At 66.1% G+C, this 24,345-nt stretch carries 22 protein-coding genes and 1 pseudogene; 15 read left to right on the forward strand and 8 right to left on the reverse strand.

All coding sequences use genetic code 11. The annotated features are described in order from the left end of the window. Positions 1–3 precede the first annotated feature (3 nt). The 3 genes from BLV94_RS30580 to BLV94_RS30590 all read left to right on the forward strand — a co-directional run bounded on the left by BLV94_RS30580 (position 4) and on the right by BLV94_RS30590 (position 3,122). Positions 4–1,068 (forward strand): L-idonate 5-dehydrogenase, encoded by a 1,065-nt coding sequence (locus BLV94_RS30580; protein ID WP_072944353.1) that lies wholly within the window; start codon positions 4–6, stop codon positions 1,066–1,068. Between the two features lie 141 nt (positions 1,069–1,209). Further along, positions 1,210–2,418 carry an aspartate transaminase gene (locus BLV94_RS30585; protein ID WP_072944354.1) on the forward strand — a complete coding sequence of 403 codons (1,209 nt, stop codon included), beginning with the start codon at positions 1,210–1,212 and terminating at the stop codon, positions 2,416–2,418. Between the two features lie 32 nt (positions 2,419–2,450). Beyond that, the gene (locus BLV94_RS30590) at positions 2,451–3,122 is read left to right on the forward strand and encodes a 4-carboxy-4-hydroxy-2-oxoadipate aldolase/oxaloacetate decarboxylase (protein WP_072944356.1); all 672 of its coding nucleotides are present in this window, start codon (positions 2,451–2,453) and stop codon (positions 3,120–3,122) included. Between the two features lie 30 nt (positions 3,123–3,152). Here BLV94_RS30590 and BLV94_RS49690 read toward each other — a convergent pair whose 3' ends face one another. The 3 genes from BLV94_RS49690 to BLV94_RS30605 all read right to left on the reverse strand — a co-directional run bounded on the left by BLV94_RS49690 (position 3,153) and on the right by BLV94_RS30605 (position 5,660). Then, the gene (locus BLV94_RS49690) at positions 3,153–3,320 is read right to left on the reverse strand and encodes a hypothetical protein (protein WP_167372195.1); all 168 of its coding nucleotides are present in this window, start codon (positions 3,318–3,320) and stop codon (positions 3,153–3,155) included. A 137-nt stretch (positions 3,321–3,457) separates the two neighbouring features. After that, the gene (locus BLV94_RS30595; protein WP_072944358.1) at positions 3,458–3,754 is read right to left on the reverse strand and encodes a putative quinol monooxygenase; all 297 of its coding nucleotides are present in this window, start codon (positions 3,752–3,754) and stop codon (positions 3,458–3,460) included. 358 nt (positions 3,755–4,112) lie between these two features. After that, complete coding sequence (locus BLV94_RS30605; protein ID WP_072944361.1) at positions 4,113–5,660, reverse strand: amidase; 1,548 nt, start codon at positions 5,658–5,660, stop codon at positions 4,113–4,115. A gap of 281 nt (positions 5,661–5,941) precedes the next feature. Between BLV94_RS30605 and BLV94_RS30610 the strand changes: the two genes are divergently transcribed. The 10 genes from BLV94_RS30610 to BLV94_RS30655 all read left to right on the forward strand — a co-directional run bounded on the left by BLV94_RS30610 (position 5,942) and on the right by BLV94_RS30655 (position 16,861). After that, a complete protein-coding gene (locus tag BLV94_RS30610; protein ID WP_072944362.1) occupies positions 5,942–6,904 on the forward strand; it encodes a helix-turn-helix domain-containing protein in 963 nt (320 codons plus the stop codon). Between the two features lie 113 nt (positions 6,905–7,017). Then, on the forward strand, positions 7,018–7,923 hold the full coding sequence (locus BLV94_RS30615; protein ID WP_371851562.1) for a helix-turn-helix domain-containing protein: 906 nt from the start codon (positions 7,018–7,020) through the stop codon (positions 7,921–7,923). 153 nt (positions 7,924–8,076) lie between these two features. Further along, positions 8,077–9,132 carry an aliphatic aldoxime dehydratase gene (gene oxdA, locus BLV94_RS30620; RefSeq protein WP_072944366.1) on the forward strand — a complete coding sequence of 352 codons (1,056 nt, stop codon included), beginning with the start codon at positions 8,077–8,079 and terminating at the stop codon, positions 9,130–9,132. A 40-nt stretch (positions 9,133–9,172) separates the two neighbouring features. Next, on the forward strand, positions 9,173–9,796 hold the full coding sequence (gene nthA, locus BLV94_RS30625; protein WP_072944368.1) for a nitrile hydratase subunit alpha: 624 nt from the start codon (positions 9,173–9,175) through the stop codon (positions 9,794–9,796). A 25-nt stretch (positions 9,797–9,821) separates the two neighbouring features. Beyond that, positions 9,822–10,463, forward strand: coding sequence for a nitrile hydratase subunit beta (gene nthB, locus BLV94_RS30630; protein ID WP_072944370.1), 642 nt, complete (start codon positions 9,822–9,824; stop codon positions 10,461–10,463). Between the two features lie 113 nt (positions 10,464–10,576). Continuing rightward, positions 10,577–11,803, forward strand: a complete 1,227-nt coding sequence (locus BLV94_RS30635) for a GTP-binding protein (protein ID WP_072944372.1) — start codon at positions 10,577–10,579, stop codon at positions 11,801–11,803. 166 nt (positions 11,804–11,969) lie between these two features. Further along, on the forward strand, positions 11,970–13,079 hold the full coding sequence (gene bar, locus BLV94_RS30640; RefSeq protein WP_072944374.1) for a barbiturase: 1,110 nt from the start codon (positions 11,970–11,972) through the stop codon (positions 13,077–13,079). A 100-nt stretch (positions 13,080–13,179) separates the two neighbouring features. Continuing rightward, positions 13,180–14,685 (forward strand): amidase, encoded by a 1,506-nt coding sequence (locus BLV94_RS30645; RefSeq protein WP_072944376.1) that lies wholly within the window; start codon positions 13,180–13,182, stop codon positions 14,683–14,685. A 9-nt stretch (positions 14,686–14,694) separates the two neighbouring features. Next, a complete protein-coding gene (locus BLV94_RS30650) occupies positions 14,695–16,389 on the forward strand; it encodes a PucR family transcriptional regulator (RefSeq protein WP_072944378.1) in 1,695 nt (564 codons plus the stop codon). A gap of 199 nt (positions 16,390–16,588) precedes the next feature. Beyond that, positions 16,589–16,861, forward strand: a complete 273-nt coding sequence (locus BLV94_RS30655) for a hypothetical protein (protein WP_072944380.1) — start codon at positions 16,589–16,591, stop codon at positions 16,859–16,861. A gap of 15 nt (positions 16,862–16,876) precedes the next feature. Here the strand turns inward: BLV94_RS30655 and BLV94_RS51860 are convergent. Beyond that, positions 16,877–17,592, reverse strand: a pseudogene (locus tag BLV94_RS51860) (TetR/AcrR family transcriptional regulator). Between the two features lie 113 nt (positions 17,593–17,705). Between BLV94_RS51860 and BLV94_RS30665 the strand changes: the two are divergent. Beyond that, entirely contained in the window at positions 17,706–18,848 is a 1,143-nt protein-coding gene (locus tag BLV94_RS30665; RefSeq protein ID WP_072944381.1) for an RNA-guided endonuclease TnpB family protein, read from the forward strand. Positions 18,849–18,996: 148 nt separating this feature from the next. Continuing rightward, a complete protein-coding gene (locus BLV94_RS30670) occupies positions 18,997–20,046 on the forward strand; it encodes an FAD-dependent monooxygenase (protein ID WP_244163696.1) in 1,050 nt (349 codons plus the stop codon). On the opposite strand, the gene BLV94_RS30675 is transcribed toward BLV94_RS30670, so the two are convergent. The 4 genes from BLV94_RS30675 to ahpC form a co-directional block, all read right to left on the reverse strand. Then, positions 20,011–20,424 carry a VOC family protein gene (locus BLV94_RS30675; RefSeq protein ID WP_072944383.1) on the reverse strand — a complete coding sequence of 138 codons (414 nt, stop codon included), beginning with the start codon at positions 20,422–20,424 and terminating at the stop codon, positions 20,011–20,013. The genes BLV94_RS30670 and BLV94_RS30675 overlap by 36 nt on opposite strands. A 101-nt stretch (positions 20,425–20,525) precedes the next feature. Further along, on the reverse strand, positions 20,526–21,818 hold the full coding sequence (locus BLV94_RS30680; protein ID WP_072944385.1) for a CHAT domain-containing protein: 1,293 nt from the start codon (positions 21,816–21,818) through the stop codon (positions 20,526–20,528). 66 nt (positions 21,819–21,884) lie between these two features. Next, the gene (gene ahpF / locus BLV94_RS30685; protein WP_072944386.1) at positions 21,885–23,477 is read right to left on the reverse strand and encodes an alkyl hydroperoxide reductase subunit F; all 1,593 of its coding nucleotides are present in this window, start codon (positions 23,475–23,477) and stop codon (positions 21,885–21,887) included. 173 nt (positions 23,478–23,650) lie between these two features. Continuing rightward, a complete protein-coding gene (gene ahpC, locus BLV94_RS30690; protein WP_072944388.1) occupies positions 23,651–24,214 on the reverse strand; it encodes an alkyl hydroperoxide reductase subunit C in 564 nt (187 codons plus the stop codon). Positions 24,215–24,345: the final 131 nt, after the last annotated feature.

Here is a 24,345-nt window from a genome sequence, read left to right on the forward strand (position 1 = left end):
GCCGTGACCACTGCGCCGCACCACTCCTCCGCCCCGCTGCCCACCGAGACCCTCGGGGTGGTGGCGCACGCCGCAGGCGACCTGCGTATCGAATCGGTGCCCCTCCGGCGGCCCGAACCGTCCGAGGCGGTCGTCCAGATCGCCTACGGCGGGATCTGCGGATCCGACCTGCACTACTGGACGCACGGCGCCGCCGGCGAGTCGATCCTGAAGGCGCCCATGCTGCTCGGCCACGAGGTGGTGGGAACGGTCGTGCAGGCCGCCGCGGACGGGACCGGCCCCGCCGCGGGTGACACCGTGGCCGTGCACCCCGCGACCCCCGGCGGGCGCGGCGCCAGGTTCCCCGACGACCGCCCGAACCTCTCGCCGGGATGCACCTACCTCGGCAGCGCGGCGCAATTCCCGCACACCGAGGGGGCATTCGCGAAGTACGCGGTGCTGCCGTCGCGGATGCTGCGGCGACTGCCGGCGAACCTGCCGCTGCGCACCGCCGCCGTCGCGGAACCCGCCGCCGTGGCGTGGCACGCCGTGGCCCGCGCGGGCGACGTGGCAGGGAAGAGCGCGCTCGTCGTGGGGTGCGGCCCCATCGGCGCCCTCGTGGTGGCCGTCCTCCGCCGGGCCGGTGCGAGCGAGATCACCGCGGTCGACGTGCACGACTATCCCCGCACGGTCGCGAAGGCGCTCGGCGCGGACACGACGCTGGACGCCGCCGACGCCGTGAGCATCGCCGCCGTCGACGCCGACGTCGTCGTCGAGTGCTCCGGCAACCGCTTCGGACTCGAATCGGCCATTCGCGGCGCGACGCGCGGCGGCAGGATCGTCATGCTCGGACTGCTCCCCACCGGGCTTCAGCCCGCTCCGCTGTCGCTCGTCATCACGCGGGAACTCGAACTCGTCGGTTCCTTCCGGTTCAACGACGAGATCGATGCGGTGCTCGAGGCTCTGGCGGACGGCAGCCTGAACGTCGAACCGGTGATCAGTCACGAGTTCGGCATCGAGGACGGCCTCGAGGCGTTCGCCGTCGCGAAGGACGCGTCCGCGTCCGCGAAGGTGTTGCTGGCGTTCTGATCTCAGCCATGCCGAACGGCTATCACCCGACATACAATCGGTCTTGTACAGGTGTGGTCCCCACCCGATAGCGTGGGTGTGGAGATACCGCCCCCGACTTCCCGGCTTCTTTCGTTCCCACGCCCTCTACCAGGAGGAACTATGTCCACCTTCGTTCCAGCAGCGCGAGTCGACCAGATGCGTGAGTCGCCGAGTGTGGCAGCCGCGCAACGGGTTCGCGAACTCCGGGCGTCGGGGCGGGAGATCCTCGACCTGACGGTCGGAGAGCCCGATTTCGACACCCCGGAGCACATCAAGGCCGCGGCCGTGGCGGCGATGGAGTCCGGTCTCACCAAGTACACCCCCGTCAACGGCATTCCCGCACTGCGGGAGGCGATCTCGAAGAAGATGCTGACCCGCACCGGGGTGGAGTTCGCGGACAACGAGATCACCGTCGGCGGAGGCGCCAAGCAGGTCATCTTCCTCGCGCTGATGGCGACGGTGGAGGAGGGCACCGAGGTGATCGTGCCCGCCCCGTACTGGGTGTCGTACCCCGACATGGTGACCGTGCACGGCGGGACACCCGTCGTCGTCGACTGCCCGGAATCCGACCGGTTCCTGCTCACCGCAGAGAAGCTCGAGGCCGCCATCACCCCGGCGACGAAGTGGGTCATCCTCAACGCGCCGTCGAACCCGACGGGCGCCGTGTACAGCGAGCACGAACTGGCGGAACTCGCGAAGGTCCTCGACCGGAACCCGCACGTGAACGTGCTCTGCGACGAGATCTACGACGAGATCGTGTTCACCGATTCACCCGTTCCGAACCTGCTGTCGTCCGCGCCGCACCTGCGCGATCGGATCCTGGTCACCAACGGTGTGTCGAAGGCCTACGCGATGACCGGCTGGCGCCTCGGGTACGGCGTCGGGAACAAGGGCCTGATCGGCGCGATCAACAAGCTGCAGTCGCAGAGTTCGTCCTGCCCGTCGTCGATCAGTCAGGCCGCCGCCGCCGAAGCCCTCACCGGAGATCAGAGTTTCGTCACCACGTCCGTCGCGAGCTATCGCGCCCGGCGTGATGTCACGTTCGAATTGTTCTCCGGCATAGACGGTCTCGAACCTGTACTGCCGCAGGGCGCCTTCTACCTGTTCGTCGGGTGCGCCGGCCTCGTGGGCAAGCGGACACCCGACGGCACACTGCTCGAGAACGACCAGGACGTGGTGCTGTTCCTCCTCGACCACGCGTCGGTGGCCACCATCCAGGGCTCTGCGTACGGGGCCGAATCCTATTTCCGGGTCTCCTTCGCCACGTCCGAGGACGTGCTCAGGAATGCGGCAGCCGCGGTCGAGAAGGCCGTCGCTTCGCTCAGCTGACCCACCCGCCATCACAGAACTACGGAGACATCATGGTTCACGTCACGACCAAGATCGATCGCGCCGACAAGGCCGCCATCGACAGCCTGGGCGCCTTCTCGGCCGCCACCATCCACGAGGCGCAGGGCCGCAAGGGCGCACTGGATTCGGGGATCAAGCCCATCGACCGCGACATGTCGTTCTGCGGATCCGCCTTCACCGTCGTGTGCCATCCGCGCGACAACATCATGCTCCAGGTCGCCATCAGCTACGCGCAGCCCGGTGACGTGCTCATCGTGTCCTCCGGCGACCAGCCGGCGGGACAGTTCGGCGACGTGCTGGCCAATGCGTGTGTGGCGCGGGGCATCAGCGCACTCGTCACGGACGGTGGCGTGCGGGACAGCCGGGAGATCCGCGAACTCGGGTTCCCCGTCTTCTCCAAGCACGTGTGCATCGAGGGAACGGTGAAGGAATCCCTCGGTCCCGTCAATCAGCCGCTGGTGTTCGGCGGCCAGATCATCTATCCCGGCGACGTCATCAAGGGCGACTGCGACGGTGTGGTCGTGGTCCGGCGTGACGAGGTCCAGGTCGCCATCGACGCCTCCCGTGAGCGGGACGCCGCCGAGGCCGCCTACATCGAGCGGTACAAGAAGGGCGAAACCCCGATCCAGGTCAGCAACCTCGCCCAGGTGCTCGAGGCGAAGGGTCTCACCGTCGACCAGTGAGCCGGCGGTGTCAGTGCCCTCAGGGCGGTGTCAGGGGGACGTCACAGCGTGGACACCTGCTCCCGAGGGGACTTCGTGGAGAAGATGGTCGTCCTCGCCGGGTGTGTCCGACGCTCCGGTCAGTTCGTCGAGGAGGATGTAACCGCCGTAGCCGAGGCCGGCGACGGCGAGGACAGCGGCGTACAGCCGGTCGAGCATCAGTTTCTCCGTATCGTTTTCGGAAACCCCCGAGCCGGGCAAGTATGCCGCGGCGCGGACAGTCGGGGCCCTACCCGATCGGGTAGGTTTACGGGCAGGATTCGACTGACCGTACGGTAGGAAACCCGGCGGGCGCCCTACTTGACGGCGACCACGTCGACCGGACGAATGTCGGGGTCCCTGGCCAGCAGGTCGGGGCCGACGGTGGCCAGCGCGGCGGGGATCGCTCCGCTCAGGTGCGCCTGCCTGCCGTCCTCGTTGTCGAAGGTGTCGAAGATGCCGTACGTGGTGTCGCTGACCTTGAACGCGTACCAGGTGACGGTGCCTTCCTCCGCCGCGGCCAGGGCGCGCCCCTGCTCCAGGAACGCAGCCAGTTCCTCGCCCTTGCCCGGCTTGGCCTCGAGCAGGGCCAGAATTCCTCTGTCGATCGTCACGATGTCTCCTCCTCGTTCGTTCCGACTCGCGTACACCCACCTACGACGCTACGAGCGTCGAGCGGGTGACCACCACCCCTCTGACACAAGTTGCGACCGGACCGTTCGTCACCTGGTGGTGACTGTTTCGGTCTCAGGGCTGTCAGCATCGACGTCTCGAAGAATCGGTCGAGTGGTGCGGCGGTTCTCGCGTTCGAGGTCTGCAGGTAACGGTCGATGGCGCGCGCCAGACGCGCGCGATATTCGGCCGGCTCGACGCCGAAGTCGCGCCTGATCTTGTCGGCCGGTGGATCCCCGATGGGAAGCCACATGACGGCGAGATCGAGAATCTCGTCGTCCAGAGACAAGCGTGGTGGTGTCATCGAGCGGAACTCATCAAGGCCGGCGGGGAGGGGAAACCGCCGACGGCCTGTTCATAGGTGTGTGCCACGCGTAGAACCGTGGCGTCGTCGAACGTGTTGCCGACGATCATCAGCCCGGTCGGCAGGCCGTCGACGAGCCCCGCGGGAACCGAGCAGGCCGGGTGACCGGTGACATCGAACGGGGCGGTGTTGCCGACCATCGACAGCGCGACGTCGAGGTAGTCGCCCAATGCCACATCGGCTGCCGGGATCTTCTTCGCGGTGTAGGGGACGGTGGGCATGACCAGCACGTCGTAGTCCGTGAGCGCGGCGTCGTAGGCCGCGCGCAGTTCCGGGACGAGTCGGCGCGCCATCGCGTAGTACTTTCCGCCGCCGACCTCGAAGGTGTACCGGCCCGACAGCCCCACCAGCTTGACCGTCTCGGACAACTCGTGACCGCGCTCGAGGCGCTGAGCGGCGAAATGCGCGATCAGTTCCGGGTCGTAGAATCCGTCGGTGTTCATGCCGTAGGCGTTGCCGTCGAGCATCTGGTACGCGGCACCCTCGGTCGCGATCACGTTCCAGACGTGCATCGCGTCGAGGTGCCACGGAATCGACACGTGCTCCGCCGTGAGTCCGGCGCTGCGCAGCATGTCGACCGCGGCGTGGACGGCGGCGTCGACCTCCGGGTCGGACACTGCGGTGCCGAAGCCCTCGGCCACGACTCCGACGCGCAGCCCGGAGGTGGTTTCGGTGAGCGCCGCCAGGTAGTCGACCGGCTCGACCTGGCGTGATTGCCGCGGATCGGCCCCGTCCGTACCGGCGAGCACACTCAACATGGTGGCCGCGTCGGCGACGGTCCGGGTCATCGGGCCGAGATGGTCGATGGTCCTCTCGATCGGAAATGCACCGGTGTAGGGGACCAGCCCGTGCGTCGGTTTGTGACCCACGATCCCGCAGAATGCGGCAGGAATGCGGATGGAGCCGCCCTGGTCTCCGCCGACGGCCAAATCGACCTCACCGCTGGCGACCAAAGCGCCGGAGCCACTGGAAGATCCACCCGAATTGCGGGTCGTATCCCACGGATTGCGCACCGGTCCCGGCTGCGAGGTGAAACTCCCGCCCGAGAAACACAGATCCTCACATACCGATTTTCCTGCGATCGTGGCGCCGGCATCGAGCAGCCTGCGGACGACCGTGGCGTCCTGCCGCGGGACGAACCCCTCCAGGGTGCGCGATCCGTTCATCATCGGAACACCCGCGACCGCGACGTTGTCCTTGACCGCCACGGTGCGGCCGGCCAGCGGACCCCCAGAGGAGCCGTCGATCGAGGTCGTGACGTACCACGCTCCGAGACGGTTGTGCTCCGGTGCCGGCGGCGCCCAGGATCGCTCGGGGGCCGGTGACGCCGCACGCCGATAGAGCTGCTCGACCGCGATCGGCGCAGTGAGGGTGGCCTCGACGGCGGGGGCGAACTCGTCGAGGTCGGCGGCGGACAACCCGAATCGGAAATGCTCGTTCAACGCCGCCAATCGGGCGGAATCGGGTGCAGGCAACGAAGTCATGAAGGTGCGCTCCTCAGCTGTGCAGTGGCGCCCGCGGGCACCTGGTCGAGGGCCGGCTGTCGGTCCGGATGCGACGCAGGACCCGCCGGCATTTCCCGGTGTTCTACGAACCGTAGAAGCCGCCGAACCGCAGCGTTTGTCTCAGAGTGACAGCCCGCTTTGCGCTCAGTGCCAACTTCGCCGCCGAGGCCTGTCTCCAGCGGAAACAGTGGTCAGCTGTCATTGACAGTGACGCCGGATTGCTCTTAGCGTGACGTGCAGGCGAGGGAAAGGGGCTGCTCATGCCGTTGTCGCTCGCACCGGGTGGCGAGCACCGCCGCACGGAGGTGATCCGGACAGCTGCCCTCCGAGACTGGGTCGAGGTGATCAGCGAGACCTTCGTGGCATTGAAGATCAGCCCGGGCGAATCCGATCGCTTCGCGGGGGCGGTCCACACCCGGCGATTCGCGCATCTGCTGGCCGCCGACGTCCTGGCCACACCGCAGACCTTTCACAGGACGCCGCAGCTGACCGACCGGCATCCGCTCGACCTCATGCAGATCGGCATGGTCGTCGCCGGTGAGGGACAACTCGTCCAAGACGGACGAACGTGCACACTGCGGCCGGGCGACTTCGCCATCTACGAATCCTCCCGCCCGTTCACCTGGAACCTGCGACCGGAATGGCACCTCCAGGTATTCACGTGGCCGCGCGGTGCCGTCTCGCTGACCGAGGGTGAGTCGCAGAAACTGACGGCACGGACCGTGCGATCCAATTCGGCAGTAGGACAGCTACTGTCGCCGATGCTCGCCGGACTTCTCGCAGTCGAGAAGGAACCGTCGCCAAGCGGTGCGATGCGGCTGGCGGACGGAATTGCAGACCTGGCAATCACCGCCGCACAGGAAGAGGCTGAGCCGGACGATCCCGATGTCACCGCACGCGACCTCTACGCGAACATGCTCCGGTACATCGAGCGGAATCTCGACGACCCGGACCTGTCCCCGCAGCGCATCGCCCATGCGTTCTTCATCTCCACGAGAACCGTTCACAGAGTGTTCGCTCGATTCGGAAACACCGTGGCAGCCACGATCCGGGCACACCGACTCGAGGTCTGCCGTGACGCGATGCTGTCACCGCGCAACGCCTCCCGTTCGCTGACCGATATCGCCGCGCAGTTCGGATTCATCGATCTGTCGGTATTCAGCCGAGCGTTCGCCACCCGATACGGCGTCAGCCCGAGCAGGTACCGGGAATTGCACCGGTAACCGAAGGCTCCCGGGGGAGCGTTGCGCGATCAGACCGAAGAGAGGTACCGATGCTTGTCAGGTCCGGGTTTGCATTACCCGTGCGGACGACACGGGCCTCCGACTGGGAGGACATGCTGCGCGAGCACTTCGTCGCCCTCAGTGTCTCGGGCATCGAAGACCGCCCCCGGTTCACCGGTGCGGTGCGGTCGTCCGAACTTGCTCATCTCAAGGTGTCCACAGTCCAATCGACCGAGCAACGGATCGCCCGCAGCGGCAGCCTGGCCAGAGCCGACCGTGCCGACTACCTCCAGATCGGGCGGATCCGTCGTGGGCGTGCCGTGGTCACCCAGGATGACCGGGAGTGCGTACTCGATCACGACGACTTCGTCCTGTACGACACGTCTCGCCCTTTCGATTGGCGGATCGACGGGCATCCGGATGACGGTTCGTGGGTGCTCGAGGTCTTCACGTGGCCGAGGAGCTCACTGTCGTTCAGCGAAGCGGAGATTCACGACCTCACCGCGATAGCCTTCGACGGCCGTGCCGGAGCCAGTGGGCTTGTGGGCCGGTTCCTTCACGACATCGTGACGAGCCGGATCGCATCCGATGCCGGAGCGGGGAACGCAATCGTGGACGAGGTCGGCGACCTGGTCACTGCCGTCCTGCGGGCCGTCGGCCGGCCGGTCGGCGCGCCACGTTCGAGTACCTACCGCGCAGCGATCACGATGATCGACGAGAGCCTCGGAGATCCATCGCTCTCGCCGTCCGTGATCGCCTCGGCCCTCGGCATTTCCACCCGGCACCTGCACCGGGTATTCGCCGAGCAGGACACGACGGTATCGCGCGTCATCCGAGTGCGGCGACTCGAGCAGTGTCGCCGCGACTTGGCCCAGAGCACGACCCCGGATCGCTCGCTGGGCCAGATCTCTCGCCGTTGGGGTTTCGCCGACCCCTCACTGTTCAGCCGCACGTTCAAGAGCGAGTACGGGATGAGCCCGCGCCAGTACCGGGCGACGGCGGCAGCGCCGCGGACCTGACGTCGGGACGCAACTCGAGTTGTCCCTCTCGTCCAAATACCTGTCTCTCTCGGTCAGATTCGCCGTCGGTCGGGGAGGTAACTTCTGTGTTGCCGGGATTTTCAGCCGCCGACGCGGCGGCCCGCACGCGATGAACCGGAACCAGGAGCCCTCATGGAATCTGCAATCAGCGATCACCTCACCTGCCCCCGCACGTTGACCCGACGCGTCCCGGATGGCTACCAGCCACCCTTTCCGATGTGGGTGGGACGTGCCGCCGAAGAAGTGCAGCAGGTGGTGATGGGATACCTCGGTGTGCAGTTCCGCGGTGACGCGCAACGCCCGGCCGCGCTGCGCGCCATGCGCGACATGGTGGCTGGTTTCGATCTGCCCGACGGCCCGTTGCACTATGACCTGACCCATCACGTCGACAATCAGAGTCATGAGAATCTGATGGTCGTGGGCTATTGGAAAGATATTGCTGCCCATGATCGTTGGCTCCAGTTTCCGGAGGTGGCCGACTGGTGGGCATCGGACGGGAGGCTGTCGGAGGGGCTGGGGTACTTCCGTGAGATCGTGGCCCCGCGGGCCGAACAGTTCGAGACGCTGTACGCGTTCCAGGACGCCCTTCCGGGTGTCGGTGCCGTCATGGGCGGTATCAGCGGCGAGATCAATGAGCACGGCTATTGGGGCTCGATGCGCGAGCGCTTCCCGATCTCCCAGACCGACTGGATCCAGCCGTCGGGTGAATTGCGCGTACTCAGTGGTGATCCCGCCGCAGGTGGCCGCGTGGTGGTTCAGGGTCACGACAACATCGCACTGATCCGCTCCGGGCAGGACTGGGCCGAGGCCGAAACGGCGGAACGCAACTTGTATCTCGACGAGATTCTGCCCACTCTGCAGGACGGCATGGACTTTCTGCGCGACAACGGACAATCGGTGGGCTGCTACAGCAACAGGTTTGTGCGCAACATCGATCTGGACGGAAATTTTCTCGACCAGAGTTACAACATCGGCCACTGGGGTTCGCTGGACAAGCTCGAACGCTGGGCGGAATCTCATCCCACCCACCTGCGAATCTTCACCACTTTCTTCCGCGTCGCAGCCAGCTTGTCGAAACTTCGCCTTTACCATGAAGTCTCGGTATTCGACGCGCGCGACCAGCGATACGAGTACATCAATTGCCATCCGCAGACCGGCATGCTGCGTGATGCGCAGCCGCCGCAGTAGAGCTATTCGCAATTTTCAGCCCCTACAGAGAAGGTGAAGAATGTCGGTAACGATCGAACACACACCAGAGAACGCGACTCCCGCACAGGCACCGGCCGCCGACCGCGCCTGGGCGCTGTTCCGGGCGCTGGACGGCAAGGGATTGGTTCCCGAGGGATACGTCGAAGGCTGGAAGAAGACGTTCGAAGAGGACTTCAGCCCCCACCGCGGCGCAGAACTGGTCGCCCGGGCATGGACCGACGACGAGTTCCGGCAACTTCTGCTCACCGACGGTACCGAGGCCGTCGGCACGTACGGGTACCTGGGACCGCAGGGCGAATACATCGTGGCGCTCGAGGACACGCCCACACTCAAGAACGTGATCGTCTGCTCTCTGTGCTCGTGCACCGCCTGGCCGATCCTCGGCCTGCCGCCGACCTGGTACAAGAGCTTCGAGTACCGCGCCCGCGTGGTTCGTGAACCGAGAAAAGTGCTGTCCGAGATGGGCACCGACATTCCGGAGGGCGTCGAGATCCGGGTGTACGACACCACCGCCGAAACACGCTACATCGTCCTGCCCCAGCGGCCGGCAGGCACCGAGGGGTGGAGCCGGGAGCAACTCCAGCAGATCGTCACCAAAGATTGCCTGATCGGGGTCGCGATCCCGCAGGTTCCGAGCGCCTGAGCACCCGAAGAGAAGGAACAGATCCATGGATGGAGTACACGATCTCGCCGGTGTCCAGGGGTTCGGTAAGGTCCCACACACCGTCAACGCCGACATCGGCGGACCCTTTCACGCGGAGTGGGAGCACCTCCCCTACAGTCTGCTGTTCCTCGGCGCCGCAGACCTGGGGGCGTTCAGTGTCGACGAAGTCAGACACGTCGTCGAACGAATGGAACCACGCCACTACATGATGACGCCGTACTACGAGCGGTACGTCATCGGCGTCGCAACCCTGATGGTGGAGAAGGGAATCCTGACCCACGACGAGCTCGAGGCGCTCGCGGGCGGCCCGTTCCCGTTGTCCCTTCCTGCGGAATCGGAAGGCCGGCCGGCGCGGACGGACGGCATCACCTTCGAGGTGGGGCAGCGCGTTCGGGTCCGCGACGAGCACGTGCCCGGGCACATCCGGATGCCGGCATACTGCCGCGGCCGGGTCGGAACGATCACCCACCGCACCACCGAGAAATGGCCGTTCCCCGACTCGATAGGCCACGGGCGCGACGACGCCGGTGCCGAATCCACCTATCACGTCCAGTTCGCGGCGGAGGATCTCTTCGGCGAGGACACCGACGCAGGCAGTGTCGTGGTCGACCTCTTCGAGGGATACCTCGAAAAGGTAGCCGCCTGAACACATCCGACACGATGAACACAGACCGGCGGTGGAAAGCCTGCCCGGAACTCCGCGCCTCCGCCGCCGGTCTGTCGTCGAGTACAACCAGATTCTCCGGAAGGAACCGACCAATGAATGACACGCGCCTCCCCGTCACCGTGCTGTCCGGATTCCTCGGTGCAGGAAAAACGACACTCCTGAACCAGATCCTGCGCAACCGTGAAGGCCGGCGCGTCGCGGTGATCGTCAACGACATGAGCGAGATCAACATCGACAGTGCCGAGGTCGAACGAGAGATCTCGCTGAGTCGATCACAGGAAAAGCTCGTCGAGATGACCAACGGCTGCATCTGCTGCACTTTGCGGGAGGATCTCCTCGACGAGATCAGAACCCTGGCCGCCGACGGACGATTCGACTACCTCCTGATCGAATCGTCCGGCATCTCCGAGCCCCTGCCCGTCGCCGAGACATTCACGTTCATCGACACCGACGGGCACGCGCTTGCCGACATCGCGCGATTGGACACCATGGTGACCGTCGTCGACGGCCACAGTTTTCTCCGGGACTACCGGTCCGGCGGTCCCGTCGGGGCCGACGCTCCCGAGGATGAACGCGACATCTCCGATCTTCTGGTCGATCAGATCGAGTTCGCCGACGTGGTCCTGATCAGCAAAGCCGACCTCGTCTCCGCCGAGCACCTCGCCGAGCTGACCGCCTTGATTCGATCGCTGAACAAGACCGCGGACATCCACGCGATATCTCACGGACACGTCCCACTCGACGCCATCATGGATACCGGCCTGTTCTCCTTCGACAGGGCAGCCCAGGCGCCCGGCTGGCTGCAGGAACTCCAGGGAGAGCACACCCCCGAGACCGAGGAATACGGAATCGGTTCGGTCGTCTACCGCGAACGCGCCCCCTTCCACCCGGGGCGGCTACACCGGTTCCTCACCGGCGACTGGACGAACGGCAGACTTCTCCGCGCCAAAGGGTACTTCTGGAATGCCGGCCGGTTCACCGAGATCGGCAGCATCTCCCAAGCCGGTCACGTGATCCGACACGGGTACGTCGGACGGTGGTGGAAGTTCCTTCCCGACAGCTACTGGCCGGAAGACGACTACCGCCGCCACGGAATTCTCGACAAATGGGAAGAACCGGTCGGTGACTGCCGACAGGAACTCGTCTTCATCGGCCAAGGCATCGACGCCGACACCCTTCGGCATCAGCTCGACATCTGTCTCCTCACCACCGCGGAAATCGACTTTGGTCCCGACACGTGGTCGGGGTGGCCCGACCCCCTCGGCGCCGGTCACTCCGATCACGTGACCAGCCAGGTAGCCCAGACGAGCACCCTCTGATCCTGTCACCAGCGGCACTGGCCAACTCTGCCCAATGTGAGTTCTGGTTTGGGCAAACTTTGCCAATGTCCGAAGGTGCTCGCCCTCATAGCGTGGGCTGCGTTGGAGTTCCGATCGCCACCGGCTGATCTCGACTACCCGCAAGCCACGTATAGAGGAGATGTCAATGCCCGAAGCAATCGAGGTCCGCAAGGTTCCCCTGCACAGCGTGTCCGACGCCGGCGAGCTGGCGAAGCTCATCGACGACGGTGTGTTCGAAGCGGACCGCGTCGTCGCAGTCATCGGCAAGACCGAGGGCAACGGCGGCGTCAACGACTACACGCGCATCATCGCGGACCGGGCCTTCCGTGAGGTCCTCTCCGCCAAGGGCAGCCGAAGCGCGGACGAGGTGGCCGGGGTGCCCATCGTCTGGTCCGGCGGTACCGACGGTGTGATCAGCCCGCACGCAACGATCTTCGCAACCGTGCCGGCGGAGAAGGCGGTGAAGACCGACGAGCCGCGACTGACCGTCGGTGTCGCGATGAGTGAGCAGCTTCTCCCCGAAGACATCGGTCGCACGGCGATGATCACCAAGGTGGCAGCAGCGGTGAAGATGGCGATGGACAACGCCGGAATCACCGACCCCGCCGACGTGCACTACGTGCAGACGAAGACGCCGTTGCTGACGATCCACACCATCCGGGACGCCAAGAGCCGCGGCGAGACGGTGTGGACCGAGCAGACGCACGAGTCGATGGACCTGTCGAACGGTGGTACGGCACTGGGGATTGCCGTCGCCCTCGGCGAGATCGAGATGCCGGGCGATGCCGACGTCATGCACAGCCGGGACCTCTACTCGTCGGTCGCATCCTGCTCCTCGGGTGTCGAGTTGGACCGGGCTCAGATCGTGGTGGTGGGCAACGCGCGCGGTGTCGGCGGCCGCTACCGGATCGGGCACAGCGTGATGAAGGATCCGCTCGATCAGGACGGCATCTGGTCGGCGATCCGGGATGCGGGACTCGAGCTGCCCGAGCGGCCCCACACGAGCGACCTGGGGGGCCGGCTCGTCAATGTCTTCCTCAAGTGCGAGGCGAGTCAAGACGGGACGGTGCGCGGCCGCCGCAACGCGATGCTCGACGACTCGGACGTGCACTGGCACCGTCAGATCAAGTCGTGCGTAGGCGGTGTCGCGTCGTCGGTCACCGGTGACCCGGCGGTGTTCGTGTCCGTGTCGGCCGCACATCAGGGCCCGGAGGGTGGCGGCCCCGTCGCCGCCATCGTCGACCTCGGCCAGTAGTTCCTGGTCGCACCGTGAACGAGGGTGCGTGGCCGCCACCGGGCCGCTGCGCACCCTCGATCGCCGGCAATCGCTTCCGAAACCGTGGAGAGGTTCACAAGTGTCACACGTCATCGATCCCGTCGACGCGGGCGATTCGCCCCGGACTGACGTCGAACCCTTCGGCGGTCCAGGAGGATACGACGATCTCGTCATGTGCGACGCGCTGACGCTCAGCGGCTTGATCAAGAGCCGCGAGGTGTCGTGCGTCGACGTCATGACTGCCTATCTCGACCACATCGAACGGCACAATGGCAGTGTCAACGCCATCGTTGCCCTGCGGGGCCGGGACGAGTTGCTGGCCGAGGCGCGCGAACGGGACCATCAGCTCGCCGACGGGCACTACCTCGGCTGGATGCACGGGTTCCCGCACGCCGTCAAGGATCTCTCGGCGGCCAAGGGGCTTCCGTTCACGTCCGGATCACCCATTTTCGCCGACCGGATCGCCGACGCGGACGATCTGTTCGTCGCGCGGATCAAGGCGGCGGGTGCCATCGTCATCGGCAAGACGAACACCCCCGAATTCGGACTCGGGTCCCAGACGTACAACCCGGTATGGGGTACGACGGCGACACCGTACGACACGTCACGCACCGCAGGTGGAAGCAGCGGCGGTGCCGCCGCGGCCCTGGCATTGCGGATGGTCCCGGTTGCCGACGGCAGCGACTACATGGGGTCGCTGCGAAATCCGCCGGCCTTCAACAATGTTGTGGGATTTCGTCCTTCCTGGGGACGCATCCCCGAGGCAGGCTTCATCGCTCAGGGCGCGGTGGTCGGCCCGATGGGTCGGTCGGTTGCCGACGTGGCGCAACTCCTGTCGACGATGGCAGGGCCCGACGCAGGCGCCCCGCTCGGCATCGGCGAGGATCCCGAGGTCTTCACGCGGAACCTCGAGCGGGACTTCCGCGGAACGCGGATCGCATGGGTGGGCGACTGGGACGGGTACCTGGCGACGGAACCCGGAGTTCTCGAGCTGTGCGAGTCCTCGTTCGACGCATTCCGGAACATCGGCTGCCACGTCGAGGCGGCGCTTCCCGATTACAAGCCCGAAGACATCTGGCAGCTCTTTCTGAGATGGCGCTGGTGGGCACAGCTCGGCCTGGTCGACCTCTACGACGCCCCGCAGACACGCGAGCAGATGAAGCCCGAATTCGTGTGGGAGATGGAACACGGAATCGCACTGTCCGCGCTCGACGTCACCAAGGCCGCGGCGGCCCGCAACGATTGGCAGGCCGCACTCACGAAGATGTTCGAAACGTATGACTACATCCTCGCGCCCAGTGCTCAGGTGTTCCCCTTCGACAAGTCCACACACTGGCCCACCGAGATCGCCGGCCGGCCCATGGACACCTACCACCGGTGGATGGAGACCGTCGCACCGTGGACGATGACGAGCCTCCCGGTTGCCGCGATGCCGGTCGGTTTCGATGGCCGCGGGCTCTCGATGGGAATTCAGATAATCGGCCGACACGGCGCTGACCGAGCCGTCCTCCAACTCGCCCACGCGTACGAGCAGAAGACGAAGTGGACGCAGCGTGTGCTTCCGCCGGCACTCCTCTCGAACTGAGCTGCACCCGTGGACGCAGTCGATCTGCCGTCACCTGCCGGATACGCGTTGACGATTCGGGAGGTGCTGACCCTCCCCAGCTTGGCCGGCTCCACTCTCATCGCGGGGGCGGGCGGACTGGAGCAGACCGTTCAGCGGGTCAACGTCATCGAGGTGCCGGACATCCTGCCGTGGGTGAAACCCAACGAACTGTTGATCACCACGGGGTTCCCTCTGCGACATGCAGATTCGGGCGAGCCGTTCGACCCCCTCGCGCTGGTCGAACTCGTCGAGGGCCTCGCCCGGTGCGGCGCAGCCGCACTCGGTGTCAAGGAGGGCCGGTACCTCGGCGATCTCCCTGCCGCGATGCTCGAGGCATCGGACCGTCTCGAAATCCCGCTGTTTCTCATCCCGCACGACATCGGTTTCGACGAGGTGATGTCCGAGGTGTTCACACACCTCGTCGATCGGCAGGCGTTCGCCCTCGACGTTGCCGATCGCATGCACCGTGCCTTGACGAAGATCGTCCTCGAAGGTGGCGACCTGCCGCAGATTGCGGACGAGGTCGCCGCGCTGTTCGACGCTGCGGTGCTGATCTGCACACCGGACGGGCGGGTCAACGCGTCAGCGGGTACGACGGCCAATCTGCAGGTGTTGGAGGGGCTGCCGCTGTTCGACCCGTCCGGCCGGCTTCGCACCGAGCGTCTGCGCCACGGCCTGCAGCCGGCGCCGGGCACGGAAGCCGGCCAGATCGCCGTCGCACCGGTTCACGCGGGCGGGACCGAACACGGCGTCATCGTCGCCTTCGTGGGCGACGGCGGATTGGGCTCCGTCGCCGTACAAGCGCTGGAGCGAGCCGCAACCGTTGTCGCGCTGGCGGTGACCAAGCAACTCGCCGTGTCGGCGGTCGAATCAAGGTTTCACGGCGACTTTCTGCGCGACGTACTCAACGGGAATGCCGGTACGGTTGCACAGATTACGGAGCACTGCGCGCAGCTCGAATGGGACGTGAACCGCGCCATGGTGGTCGTTGTCGCGGAGCTCGACCCGGACCCCGCTCGCTCGACCGCCGGCCCTGGGATACGGCCGCCGGGTGCCGGACGGATGCCGCAACAGAGACTCACTGCTGCCTGGAAACAAGTGGTCCGGCGCAGGGACCGGTACGCACCGGTGGTCGGGTTCAGCCACGAGGTGGTGGTGTTGATGCCGGTCGGTGACGACGACGCGAGAATTGTCGTGGACGATCTGATTGCGGCCGTCACCGGTGACCGTGGAGGCGGCAGGCATTCCTTCTGCACCGGCGTGAGCCGGGTCATCGGTTCGGCTGCCGAGCTTCCGCAGGCGTACGACCAGGCACGTAAGGCCGTGACGGTGGGGCGGCGCATGCGCGGGAACGGTTCTGTCGCACACTTCGACAGCCTGGGCGTCCACAGACTGCTCTCCCTGGTCGACGACAGCGCCGAGCTCCGATCGTTCGCCACCGAGATCCTCGGGTCGCTGGCCGGCGACGCAGACGAGGCGATCGATCTCCGCCAGACGATGCAGGCACTCCTGGACACCAACTGCAACGTCGCCGAGACTGCACGCGTCCTGCATTTCCACTACAACACGCTGCGATACCGAATCGGCAAGTTGGAGAGCATCGTCGGCCCGTTCACGACGGATCCCATTCTGCGCCTGGATGTCGCGCTCGCATTGAGGGTAGTGGAGATGGAGGGCTTGTGACCGATCACCACGATATCCGTGCCCGGCAGCGAGAGCATCGGCGATATTTGCTCAACCGGTGGAAAATCTTGGTAAATGGCTACTGTCCCCGCACCCGGGCATCGGTGGAAAGCTGAGCTCAGCGTGCAGAAACAGCGCCAATGCAAAGTCCCGCGGATGAACTCGTCCTCTCCGTCCACCGCTCTGTGATAGGACAGCAATGAACGCTCTGCTCTACCCAGGCATTGTGCTTCTCATTGTCTCCAACGTGCTGATCCCCCCGTCCCTTCTGCGTGTCCACACCGGAACCAGTCACCTTCTGAGCTGGAATGTCACCCTGTCAGTGACAGGTGCGGCGACGATGCTGGTGAGCGCGTTGACTTCCACGGATGCATCGATGGGGCAGCGTTGGGCCACAGCGCTTGCCGGACTTCTGTGCGGCGGCGTCCTGGCTGTGACAATCGCCGTGTTGCTCAGGCCTCGATCCACCTGATCGGGCCGCGGCCCGCTATTCGGCGCGCTCCGCGACGAGTGCGGCGAGGCCGTCGAAGATCCGGGCCAGGCCGAATTCGAGCGCGTCGTCCTGCCCGGACGAGGAGCGGGCGGAGGCGAAGGCGGCCGCCGCCTCGGGATAGCGTTCGGAGTTGTCGGTGAGGATTCCCGTCATGAGCGCGTTCAGGGCCTTCTCGGGTGTGTCGGTTTCGGCGCCGGGGGCCGTCGACTGCTGAGCGAGGCTGCGGACGTGGCCGGTGATCAGGACGACCGAATCCAGTCGTTCTCCGCCGGTGAGCCCGGTGCCGCTCAGTGCCGAGAGGCCGGTTTCGAGCCAGCCCAGTTCGTTCGGTCCCATCACGCGGGGGCCGACGGCGACGTCCACGACCCACGGATGCCGTCGCAGACCCGCCCACATGCGCAGTGCCCACTCGTGGAGCGCTGCGCGCCAACGCCGTCGATCTCGGACAGGTCGGGTGCGGGTCCGAGAGCGGCATCGAGCATGAGGGCGGTCAGCTCGGCCTTCCCCGGGGTGTAGCGGTAGAGGGACATCTTGGTGAACCCGAGGTCCTCCGCGAGGCGCTGCATCGACAGCGTGGCGAGGCCCTCCGCATCGGCCATCGAGATGGCGGTGGCGACGATCCGCTCGAGGCTCAGCGCCGGCTTGGGGCCGCGCTTCGGTCTGTCCGGTGATCCCCAGAGCAGCTCGGCGGTACGGGGCTGGGTGACCATCTTGCGCTCCTCCGGCCGACTCTTGATCCGTGAGTCTTTCGGCGCAAACCGGGTCCTTCAGGGCCGGGATGGCCGATCTGGATTTGTCGGACTGTGGGGCTAGTGTCTGGGTCATGGCGGGGAGGGTGGTGAAGCGGGCGTTCAAGTTTCGTTTCTATCCGACTGTGGTGCAGGCGGAACAGCTTGCTCGGACGTTCGGGTGCACCCGGTATGTCTACAACCGGGCGTTGGCGGAGCGGTCGCGGGCATGGTCGCAGGAGCAGCGTCGGGTGACCTACAGCGACACGTCGAAGATGCTCACCGGATGGAAGCGGGACGCTGAGACGGAGTGGTTGGCGGAGCCGTCGAAGGGGCCGTTGCAGGAGTCGCTGCGGCAGTTGCAGGGTGCGTTCGAGAGGTTCTGGCGCACGCAGGCCGGCTACCCGCAGTTCAAGAGGAAGGGCCAGTCGAAGGATTCGGCGACCTACTACTCGAACTGCTTCATTTTCAGGGATGGGCAGATCCGGTTGGCCAAGCAGTCCGAACCCCTGGATATTCGGTGGTCGAGGCCGTTGCCCGAGGGGGCGACGCCGTCGCAGGTGACGGTGTCGCGTAATGCTCGTGGTCAGTACCACATCTCGATCCTCGTAGAGGACACGATCACCGAACTCGGGTCGACGGGTCGGGTGGTCGGGCTCGATGCCGGGATCACCAGCCTGTACACGCTCTCGACGGGGGAGAAGATCACCAACCCGCGCCATGAGCGCACGGATCGTGAGCGGCTGGCGAAGGCGCAACGGATGCTGGCCAAGAAGCAGAAGGGATCCCGGAACCGGGCCAAGGCCCGACTGAAGGTCGCGAAGATTCATGGTCGGATCGCCGATCGGCGCCGCGATTATCTGCACACACTCTCCACTCGGCTGGTGCGCGAAAATCAAGTGATCGCCATCGAGGATCTGAGTGTGCGGAACATGGTCAAGAATCGGTCGTTGTCTCGGGCGATCTCGGATGCGGGGTGGTCCGAGTTCCGGTCGATGCTCGAGTACAAGGCCGACTGGTACGGGCGGCGGGTGGTGGTGATCGACCGGTTCTGTCCGTCGTCGAAGACCTGCTCGGTGTGCGGGGAGATCGCGTCGACGATGCCGCTGGATGTGCGGGTGTGGACATGCCGGTGCGGCGCCGTCCACGATCGGGACGTGAACGCGGCAAGGAACATTTTGGCCGTCGGACTGACGGTGGCAGCCTGCGGAGACGGTGTGAGACCGCCCCGCACCTAAAGTGCGGGGCGGCGACTGTCGGTGAAACAGGAACCTCGAGACGCGAGTCCCGAGGGGAATCTCGGTCGTTCACTGCCGAGAGGAAGTCAACCGGAATAGTGTCTACCAATGCCAGGCCGTCGACTTCGAAGGCGAGGTGCACCGGCGGGTGCTGGAGAGGATGGGGATTCTCGACGAGGTGCGCCGCAGGCAGACCGGAAAGACGGACCTCCGGATCGTGGACGAGCGCGACAAGCACCTGGCGACGATGCCCGGTGAGTTCATCGGCGGGGACGTCGAGATCCTGCGGGGCGACCTGACCGAGATCCTCTACGAACGGACCGCGGATTCGTGCGAGTACCTCTTCGGTGATTCCGTCACCGCGGTCACCGACACGGAGTCCGGTGTCGAGGTCATGTTCGAGAAATCGCACGCACGCCGTTTCGACCTGGTGTTCGGCGCCGACGGCATCCACTCGGCCGTGCGCAAACACCGGTTCGGGCCGGAGGAGGACTTCGTCCGATTCCTCGGGTACTACTACGCCGTCGTCGGCACCACGGACGCGGTGACTGCGGCGTCGCCCGACCGGGAACGCGCGACGGGATGGATGTACAACGAACCGGGAAGGATGGCCGTCGTCGGTGGACCGAAGGCTCCCGAATTGTTCGTCTTCGCCTCCGACCCGATCGACTACGACCGTGGCGACATCACCGAGCAGAAGCGACTGCTGGCCGCCGCGTACGCAGGTGCGGGATGGCGCGTGCCCGCGTTGCTCGGGCACCTGGACGACGCGCCCGACTTCTACCTCGACTCGATCGCGAGGGTCGAGACCGATACCTACACCGCCGGACGTGTCGCCTTACTCGGCGATGCCGCGTACGGAAACACGCTGGGCGGCTTCGGAACCGGTCTCGCCCTCGTCGGTGCGTATGTGCTCGCGGGCGAACTCGCCGTCGCCGGTGGCGACCACCGCGTGGCGTTCGGATGCTACAACGAGCAGATGCACAGGTATGCGAAGGTCGCCCGCAAGGCCAGCGCTGGACCGTTTCTCGCGCCGAAGTCGCCGACTCGCATCAGGCTGCGGAATTGGACGTTCAAGTCCAAGGCCCTGTTCGGCCTGATGATGAAGCTGACCGACTCCTTCGCCACCGACATCGACCTGCAGGACTACCCGGCGCTGCGATCAGCTGGGCGTCCCGGCAATGTTGACCATCCATGAGATACCGAATTGGTCGGTACAGGCACCGAATTCGTCTCCCCACATCTGCTTTTCGAGGGGCACCGACACGGAGCCGGCATCCGAGAGCTTGGCCCAGTAACCGCGGAGCAGGTCGCCGTCGTCGCCGCTCAGGCTCACTGCGATGTTGGTGCCCGGGTTGTGTTCCATGCCGGGCGGCGTGTCTGCCCCCATGAGGGTGAACCCGTTGTCGGATTCGAGCATGGCGTGCATGATCTTGTCGGCTCCTTCGGCGTCCGGGGCGCCGAACTCACCGAATGTGCTCACCGCCAGGGTGCCACCGAAGACGTCCTTGTAGAACTCCATCGCCTGCCGAGCGTTGCCGTTGAAGCTGATGTAGGGGTTGAGACGAGAGGTCATGAGGCATGCTCCTTCTAGGTGCCGGAACCGACAGCAACGACGGTACAACGACCGACCGACACGATGTGGGGAACGCAAAGCTCGGTACTGCACCAGGTGTTTCAGGGCACCGCGACGGTCGCGAACGCCGCCCAGAGCACCGGTGAATGCTCGATCGTCCGTTCCTCCCGCCAGGTCGCGACCCGGTCGCGCTGCCACGCGCAGAGCGCGCCGACCGCGTCGGGCAGTTCGTGTGCCGCGTCGATCGAGCAGATGGCGTCCTGCAGTGGGCGGGCGTGTGGTGCGGCGCCGGCGATGCGCTGGAACGCGAGGTCCGTGGGAAGTGCCCAGCGGCTCGCGGTGACGAGTTCCGCCCCGCCGGCGATCATCGCGGAGACCAGTCCGAGGGCCTCGGTGAACCGCAGGTCGCCGCCGCTCTCGCAGGCGATGAGCGCAACCCGGCTCGGGATCGGCCACAGGTCGGCGCCGCGGATCGGTTCGTCGGTGAGTGTGTGCGTTCCCAGCAGGAGGTCTTTCGCGGACAACGGCCGGTGCGCGCGCGTCGGCTCCGCGAACCCGATGGCGTCGGCGGAGCAGGCGAGGTGCAGTTCGGCGTGCTCGCTCTGACCGGATTCGGGTGCCGCCGCGGTGACGTGCCCGACGTACACCAGCCGGCCCGCGCCCTCGCGCAACGCCGCACCGAGCCATGCCCGGTCGACGTCTTCGCGGCGGAACACGTCCAGTGGTCGGTCCACGGCCGGGAGCAGCCGGTCCTCGCCGGCGTACGTCGCGACCCGCTGCGACAGCGGGCTGTCCGCGGCCATCCGCCCCAGGACGGAACCGAGAACCGAATCGGCGCGGAACCCCGGAACCCGGGGGTCGAGGACCGCGACGACGGGGAGCCGGTGGCCGTCCGTCCAGGTTCGGACCGGGCGACCGGGTGAGTGCACGATGCTGAGCGGGGCCAGCAGGCTGACGTCCGCGATGTCGACGAGACGCAGCCCGGCGTCGGGAGCGATCAGTTCCCACGGCACCTGCGCGACCCGGGGTGACGGCTGGATTCGGAGATGAGGGCGCACACCGCGGGTGAACAGCTCGTGCAACTGCCGGGCGAGGCCGAACGGGAGAAATGTGCGGGAGAGGAGTTGAGCCAGATCGTGTTCGGACTCGTAGCCGGCGAAGGCGCCCGTCGTCAGTGAACGGTGCAGCCCCTGCGGGTCCGTGAGGTCGGGCAGGGCCCGGGCCAGCGCGGCGACGGCCTCGTCCACCTGCGCGGCGGGGGCGACGCCGACACCGCCGGGGTGGGAGTCGTGGGTCCACCGCCACGACGTGTACAGGTCGCCGGCGTCGGCCATCCGCACGATCGCGGTGGGCTGCTCGTGCGAGGTCGGCGGGTGGGACAGGTGAGTCGGCACCGCCCCAGCATTCCCTACCCACCCGGGCGGTGGCGTGCGTGCCACGCACCCGGGTGGGTGACCGAACTAGCCGACGGTTGCGGCGGCGGAATCCTCGGCAGGCACACCCGTTCGGATGAGCCGATCGAATGCGCTCAGCGCTGCCGTCGCGCCGGCACCGGCGGCGATCACGATCTGCTTGTACGGCACGGTGGTGCAGTCGCCGGCGGCGAACACGCCGGGGACCGACGTCTGGCCGCGGTCGTCGATCGCGATCTCGCCGCGATCGGACAGCTCGATGCTCCCGGCCAGCCACTCGGTGTTGGGCAGGAGACCGATCTGGACGAATACCCCCTCGACGTCGAGCGTGTGAGCGGTATCGGTCGTGCGGTCCTGGTACGCCAGACCGGTGACCTTGTTGCCGTCCCCGACGACCTCCGTCGTGAGCGTGCTCAGGAGGATGTCCGCGTTGGGGAGGCTGCGCAGTTTGCGCTGCAGCACCTCGTCGGCGCGGAGCACGGAGTCGAACTCGATGAGCGTGACGTGCTCGACGAGTCCGGCGAGATCGATCGCGGCCTCCACTCCGGAGTTGCCGCCACCGATCACGGCGACGCGCTTGCCCTTGAACAGCGGTCCGTCGCAGTGCGGGCAGTAGGTGACGCCCTTGTTCCGGTACTGGTCCTCGCCGGGCACGTTCATCGAGCGCCACCGTGCACCCGTCGACAGGATGACGGTCCGTGCGAGAAGGGAGGCACCGCTTTCCAGTTCGATCTCGACGAGACCGTTCTCGGTGGCAGCGGGCACGAGCTTCGCGGCCTTCTGGGTGTTCATGATGTCGACGCCGTACTGGCGGACGTGATTCTCGAGCGCAGACCCGAACTGGGGGCCCTCCGTGTAGGGAACGGAGATGAAGTTCTCGATCGCCATGGTGTCGAGCACCTGGCCGCCGAAGCGCTCGGCGGCGATACCGGTGCGAATTCCCTTGCGCGCGGCGTACACCGCGGCCGCGGCACCGGACGGGCCACCGCCGACGACGAGCACGTCGAACGGGTCCTTCTGCGCGATCGCGGTGGCGGCGCGGTCGGCGGCACCGACGTCGAGCTTGCCGATGATCTCCTCGAGGCTCATCCGGCCGGAGCCGAAGAGCTCGCCGTTGACGAAGACCGTCGGCACGGCCATGATCTGGCGGCCGTCGACCTCGTCCTGGAACAGGGCGCCGTCGATCGCGACGTGGCTGATGCGCGGATTGAGCACGGACATCAGGTTCAGGGCCTGCACCACGTCCGGGCAGTTCTGGCAGGACAGCGAGAAGTAGGTCTCGAAGTGGAAGTCGCCGTCGAGGTTGCGGACCTGCTCGAGCAGTTCGGGGGACTCCTTCGACGGGTAACCGCCGACCTGGAGCAAAGCGAGTGCGAGCGAGGTGAATTCGTGGCCGAGCGGGATCCCGGCGAAGCGGACCTCGATGTCGGTGCCACTGCGGCGGACGGCGAAGGACGGGCGTCGCGCGTCGTCGTCGCGGCGTTCGTAGGTGACCTTGTCCGACATCGCCGCGATCTCGGTGAGCAGTTCGGCGAGTTCGGTGGACTTGGGGCCGTCATCGAGTGAGGAGACGAGCTCGATCGGCAGGGTCAGCCGTTCGAGCAGGGACTTCAATTGGCCGGCGAGCGAGGCTTCGAGCATGCGGATCTACTCCATCGATCGGGGAGGAAAGGGATCGGAAACCGGAAACCAGCTCTGGGCGGTCCGGAAAGTGTTGGTGCGATACCGATTGCCCCCCACGGGAGCGGAGCACCGGGAACCGCGCGCACGGGCTCAGAAGATCTGAGCCCGTGCCTACGGTCGACTGGGCTACGTCAGATCTTGCCGACGAGGTCGAGCGACGGAGCGAGGGTCTCTTCGCCCTCTTCCCACTTGGCGGGGCAGACCTCGCCCGGGTGCGACCGGACGTACTGAGCGGCCTTGACCTTGCGGACCAGCTCGGCGGCGTTGCGGCCGATGCCTTCTGCGGTGACCTCGGTGAACTGGATGACGCCGTCGGGGTCGACGAGGAAGGTGCCGCGATCGGCCAGTCCCTCGTTCTCGCGCAGCACCTCGAAGTTCTTGCTGATCTCCTGCGTCGGGTCACCGATCATGGCGTACTTGATCTTGCCGATGGTGTCGGACGATCCGTGCCACGCCTTGTGCGTGAAGTGGGTGTCGGTGGACACCGAGAAGACCTCGACGCCGAGACGCTGCAGTTCCTCGTGGTGATCGGCGAGGTCGCCGAGCTCGGTCGGGCAGACGAAGGTGAAGTCGGCCGGGTAGAAGTAGAAGACAGCCCACTTGTCCTTGATGTCGTCCGCGGACACGGTGATGAACGCGCCGTCCTTGAAAGCGGACGCCGCGAAGGGCTTGATCTGCGTGTTGATCAGGGCCATTGGAACCTCTATTCGTAAGACTGGAAGCCGACAGCGACGAGGCTATCCAGCAGATTGGAATAGGTCCAATCTATGAGACCTATTCCATAGATTGGATGGGGCTATCAATGGCCGTCGAATCGGACACTTCG

Origin of the sequence: Rhodococcus koreensis (assembly GCF_900105905.1) — a bacterium.
In the GTDB taxonomy this organism is placed as follows: Bacteria; Actinomycetota; Actinomycetes; order Mycobacteriales; family Mycobacteriaceae; genus Rhodococcus_F; species Rhodococcus_F koreensis.

What these genes read in the sequence shown, in the direction of transcription:
- BLV94_RS30615 (WP_371851562.1), top strand. Translation starts at nt 7,018, where the DNA reads ATGCTGCGCGAGCACTTCGTCGCCCTCAGTGTCTCGGGCATCGAAGAC.
- oxdA (WP_072944366.1), top strand. Translation starts at nt 8,077, where the DNA reads ATGGAATCTGCAATCAGCGATCACCTCACCTGCCCCCGCACGTTGACC.
- BLV94_RS30610 (WP_072944362.1), top strand. Translation starts at nt 5,942, where the DNA reads ATGCCGTTGTCGCTCGCACCGGGTGGCGAGCACCGCCGCACGGAGGTG.
- BLV94_RS30635 (WP_072944372.1), top strand. Translation starts at nt 10,577, where the DNA reads ATGAATGACACGCGCCTCCCCGTCACCGTGCTGTCCGGATTCCTCGGT.
- nthB (WP_072944370.1), top strand. Translation starts at nt 9,822, where the DNA reads ATGGATGGAGTACACGATCTCGCCGGTGTCCAGGGGTTCGGTAAGGTC.
- BLV94_RS30590 (WP_072944356.1), top strand. Translation starts at nt 2,451, where the DNA reads ATGGTTCACGTCACGACCAAGATCGATCGCGCCGACAAGGCCGCCATC.
- BLV94_RS30605 (WP_072944361.1), bottom strand. Translation starts at nt 5,660, where the DNA reads ATGACTTCGTTGCCTGCACCCGATTCCGCCCGATTGGCGGCGTTGAAC.
- ahpC (WP_072944388.1), bottom strand. Translation starts at nt 24,214, where the DNA reads ATGGCCCTGATCAACACGCAGATCAAGCCCTTCGCGGCGTCCGCTTTC.
- bar (WP_072944374.1), top strand. Translation starts at nt 11,970, where the DNA reads ATGCCCGAAGCAATCGAGGTCCGCAAGGTTCCCCTGCACAGCGTGTCC.
- BLV94_RS30585 (WP_072944354.1), top strand. Translation starts at nt 1,210, where the DNA reads ATGTCCACCTTCGTTCCAGCAGCGCGAGTCGACCAGATGCGTGAGTCG.
- BLV94_RS30675 (WP_072944383.1), bottom strand. Translation starts at nt 20,424, where the DNA reads ATGACCTCTCGTCTCAACCCCTACATCAGCTTCAACGGCAACGCTCGG.
- ahpF (WP_072944386.1), bottom strand. Translation starts at nt 23,477, where the DNA reads ATGCTCGAAGCCTCGCTCGCCGGCCAATTGAAGTCCCTGCTCGAACGG.
- BLV94_RS49690 (WP_167372195.1), bottom strand. Translation starts at nt 3,320, where the DNA reads ATGCTCGACCGGCTGTACGCCGCTGTCCTCGCCGTCGCCGGCCTCGGC.
- nthA (WP_072944368.1), top strand. Translation starts at nt 9,173, where the DNA reads ATGTCGGTAACGATCGAACACACACCAGAGAACGCGACTCCCGCACAG.
- BLV94_RS30655 (WP_072944380.1), top strand. Translation starts at nt 16,589, where the DNA reads ATGAACGCTCTGCTCTACCCAGGCATTGTGCTTCTCATTGTCTCCAAC.
- BLV94_RS30665 (WP_072944381.1), top strand. Translation starts at nt 17,706, where the DNA reads ATGGCGGGGAGGGTGGTGAAGCGGGCGTTCAAGTTTCGTTTCTATCCG.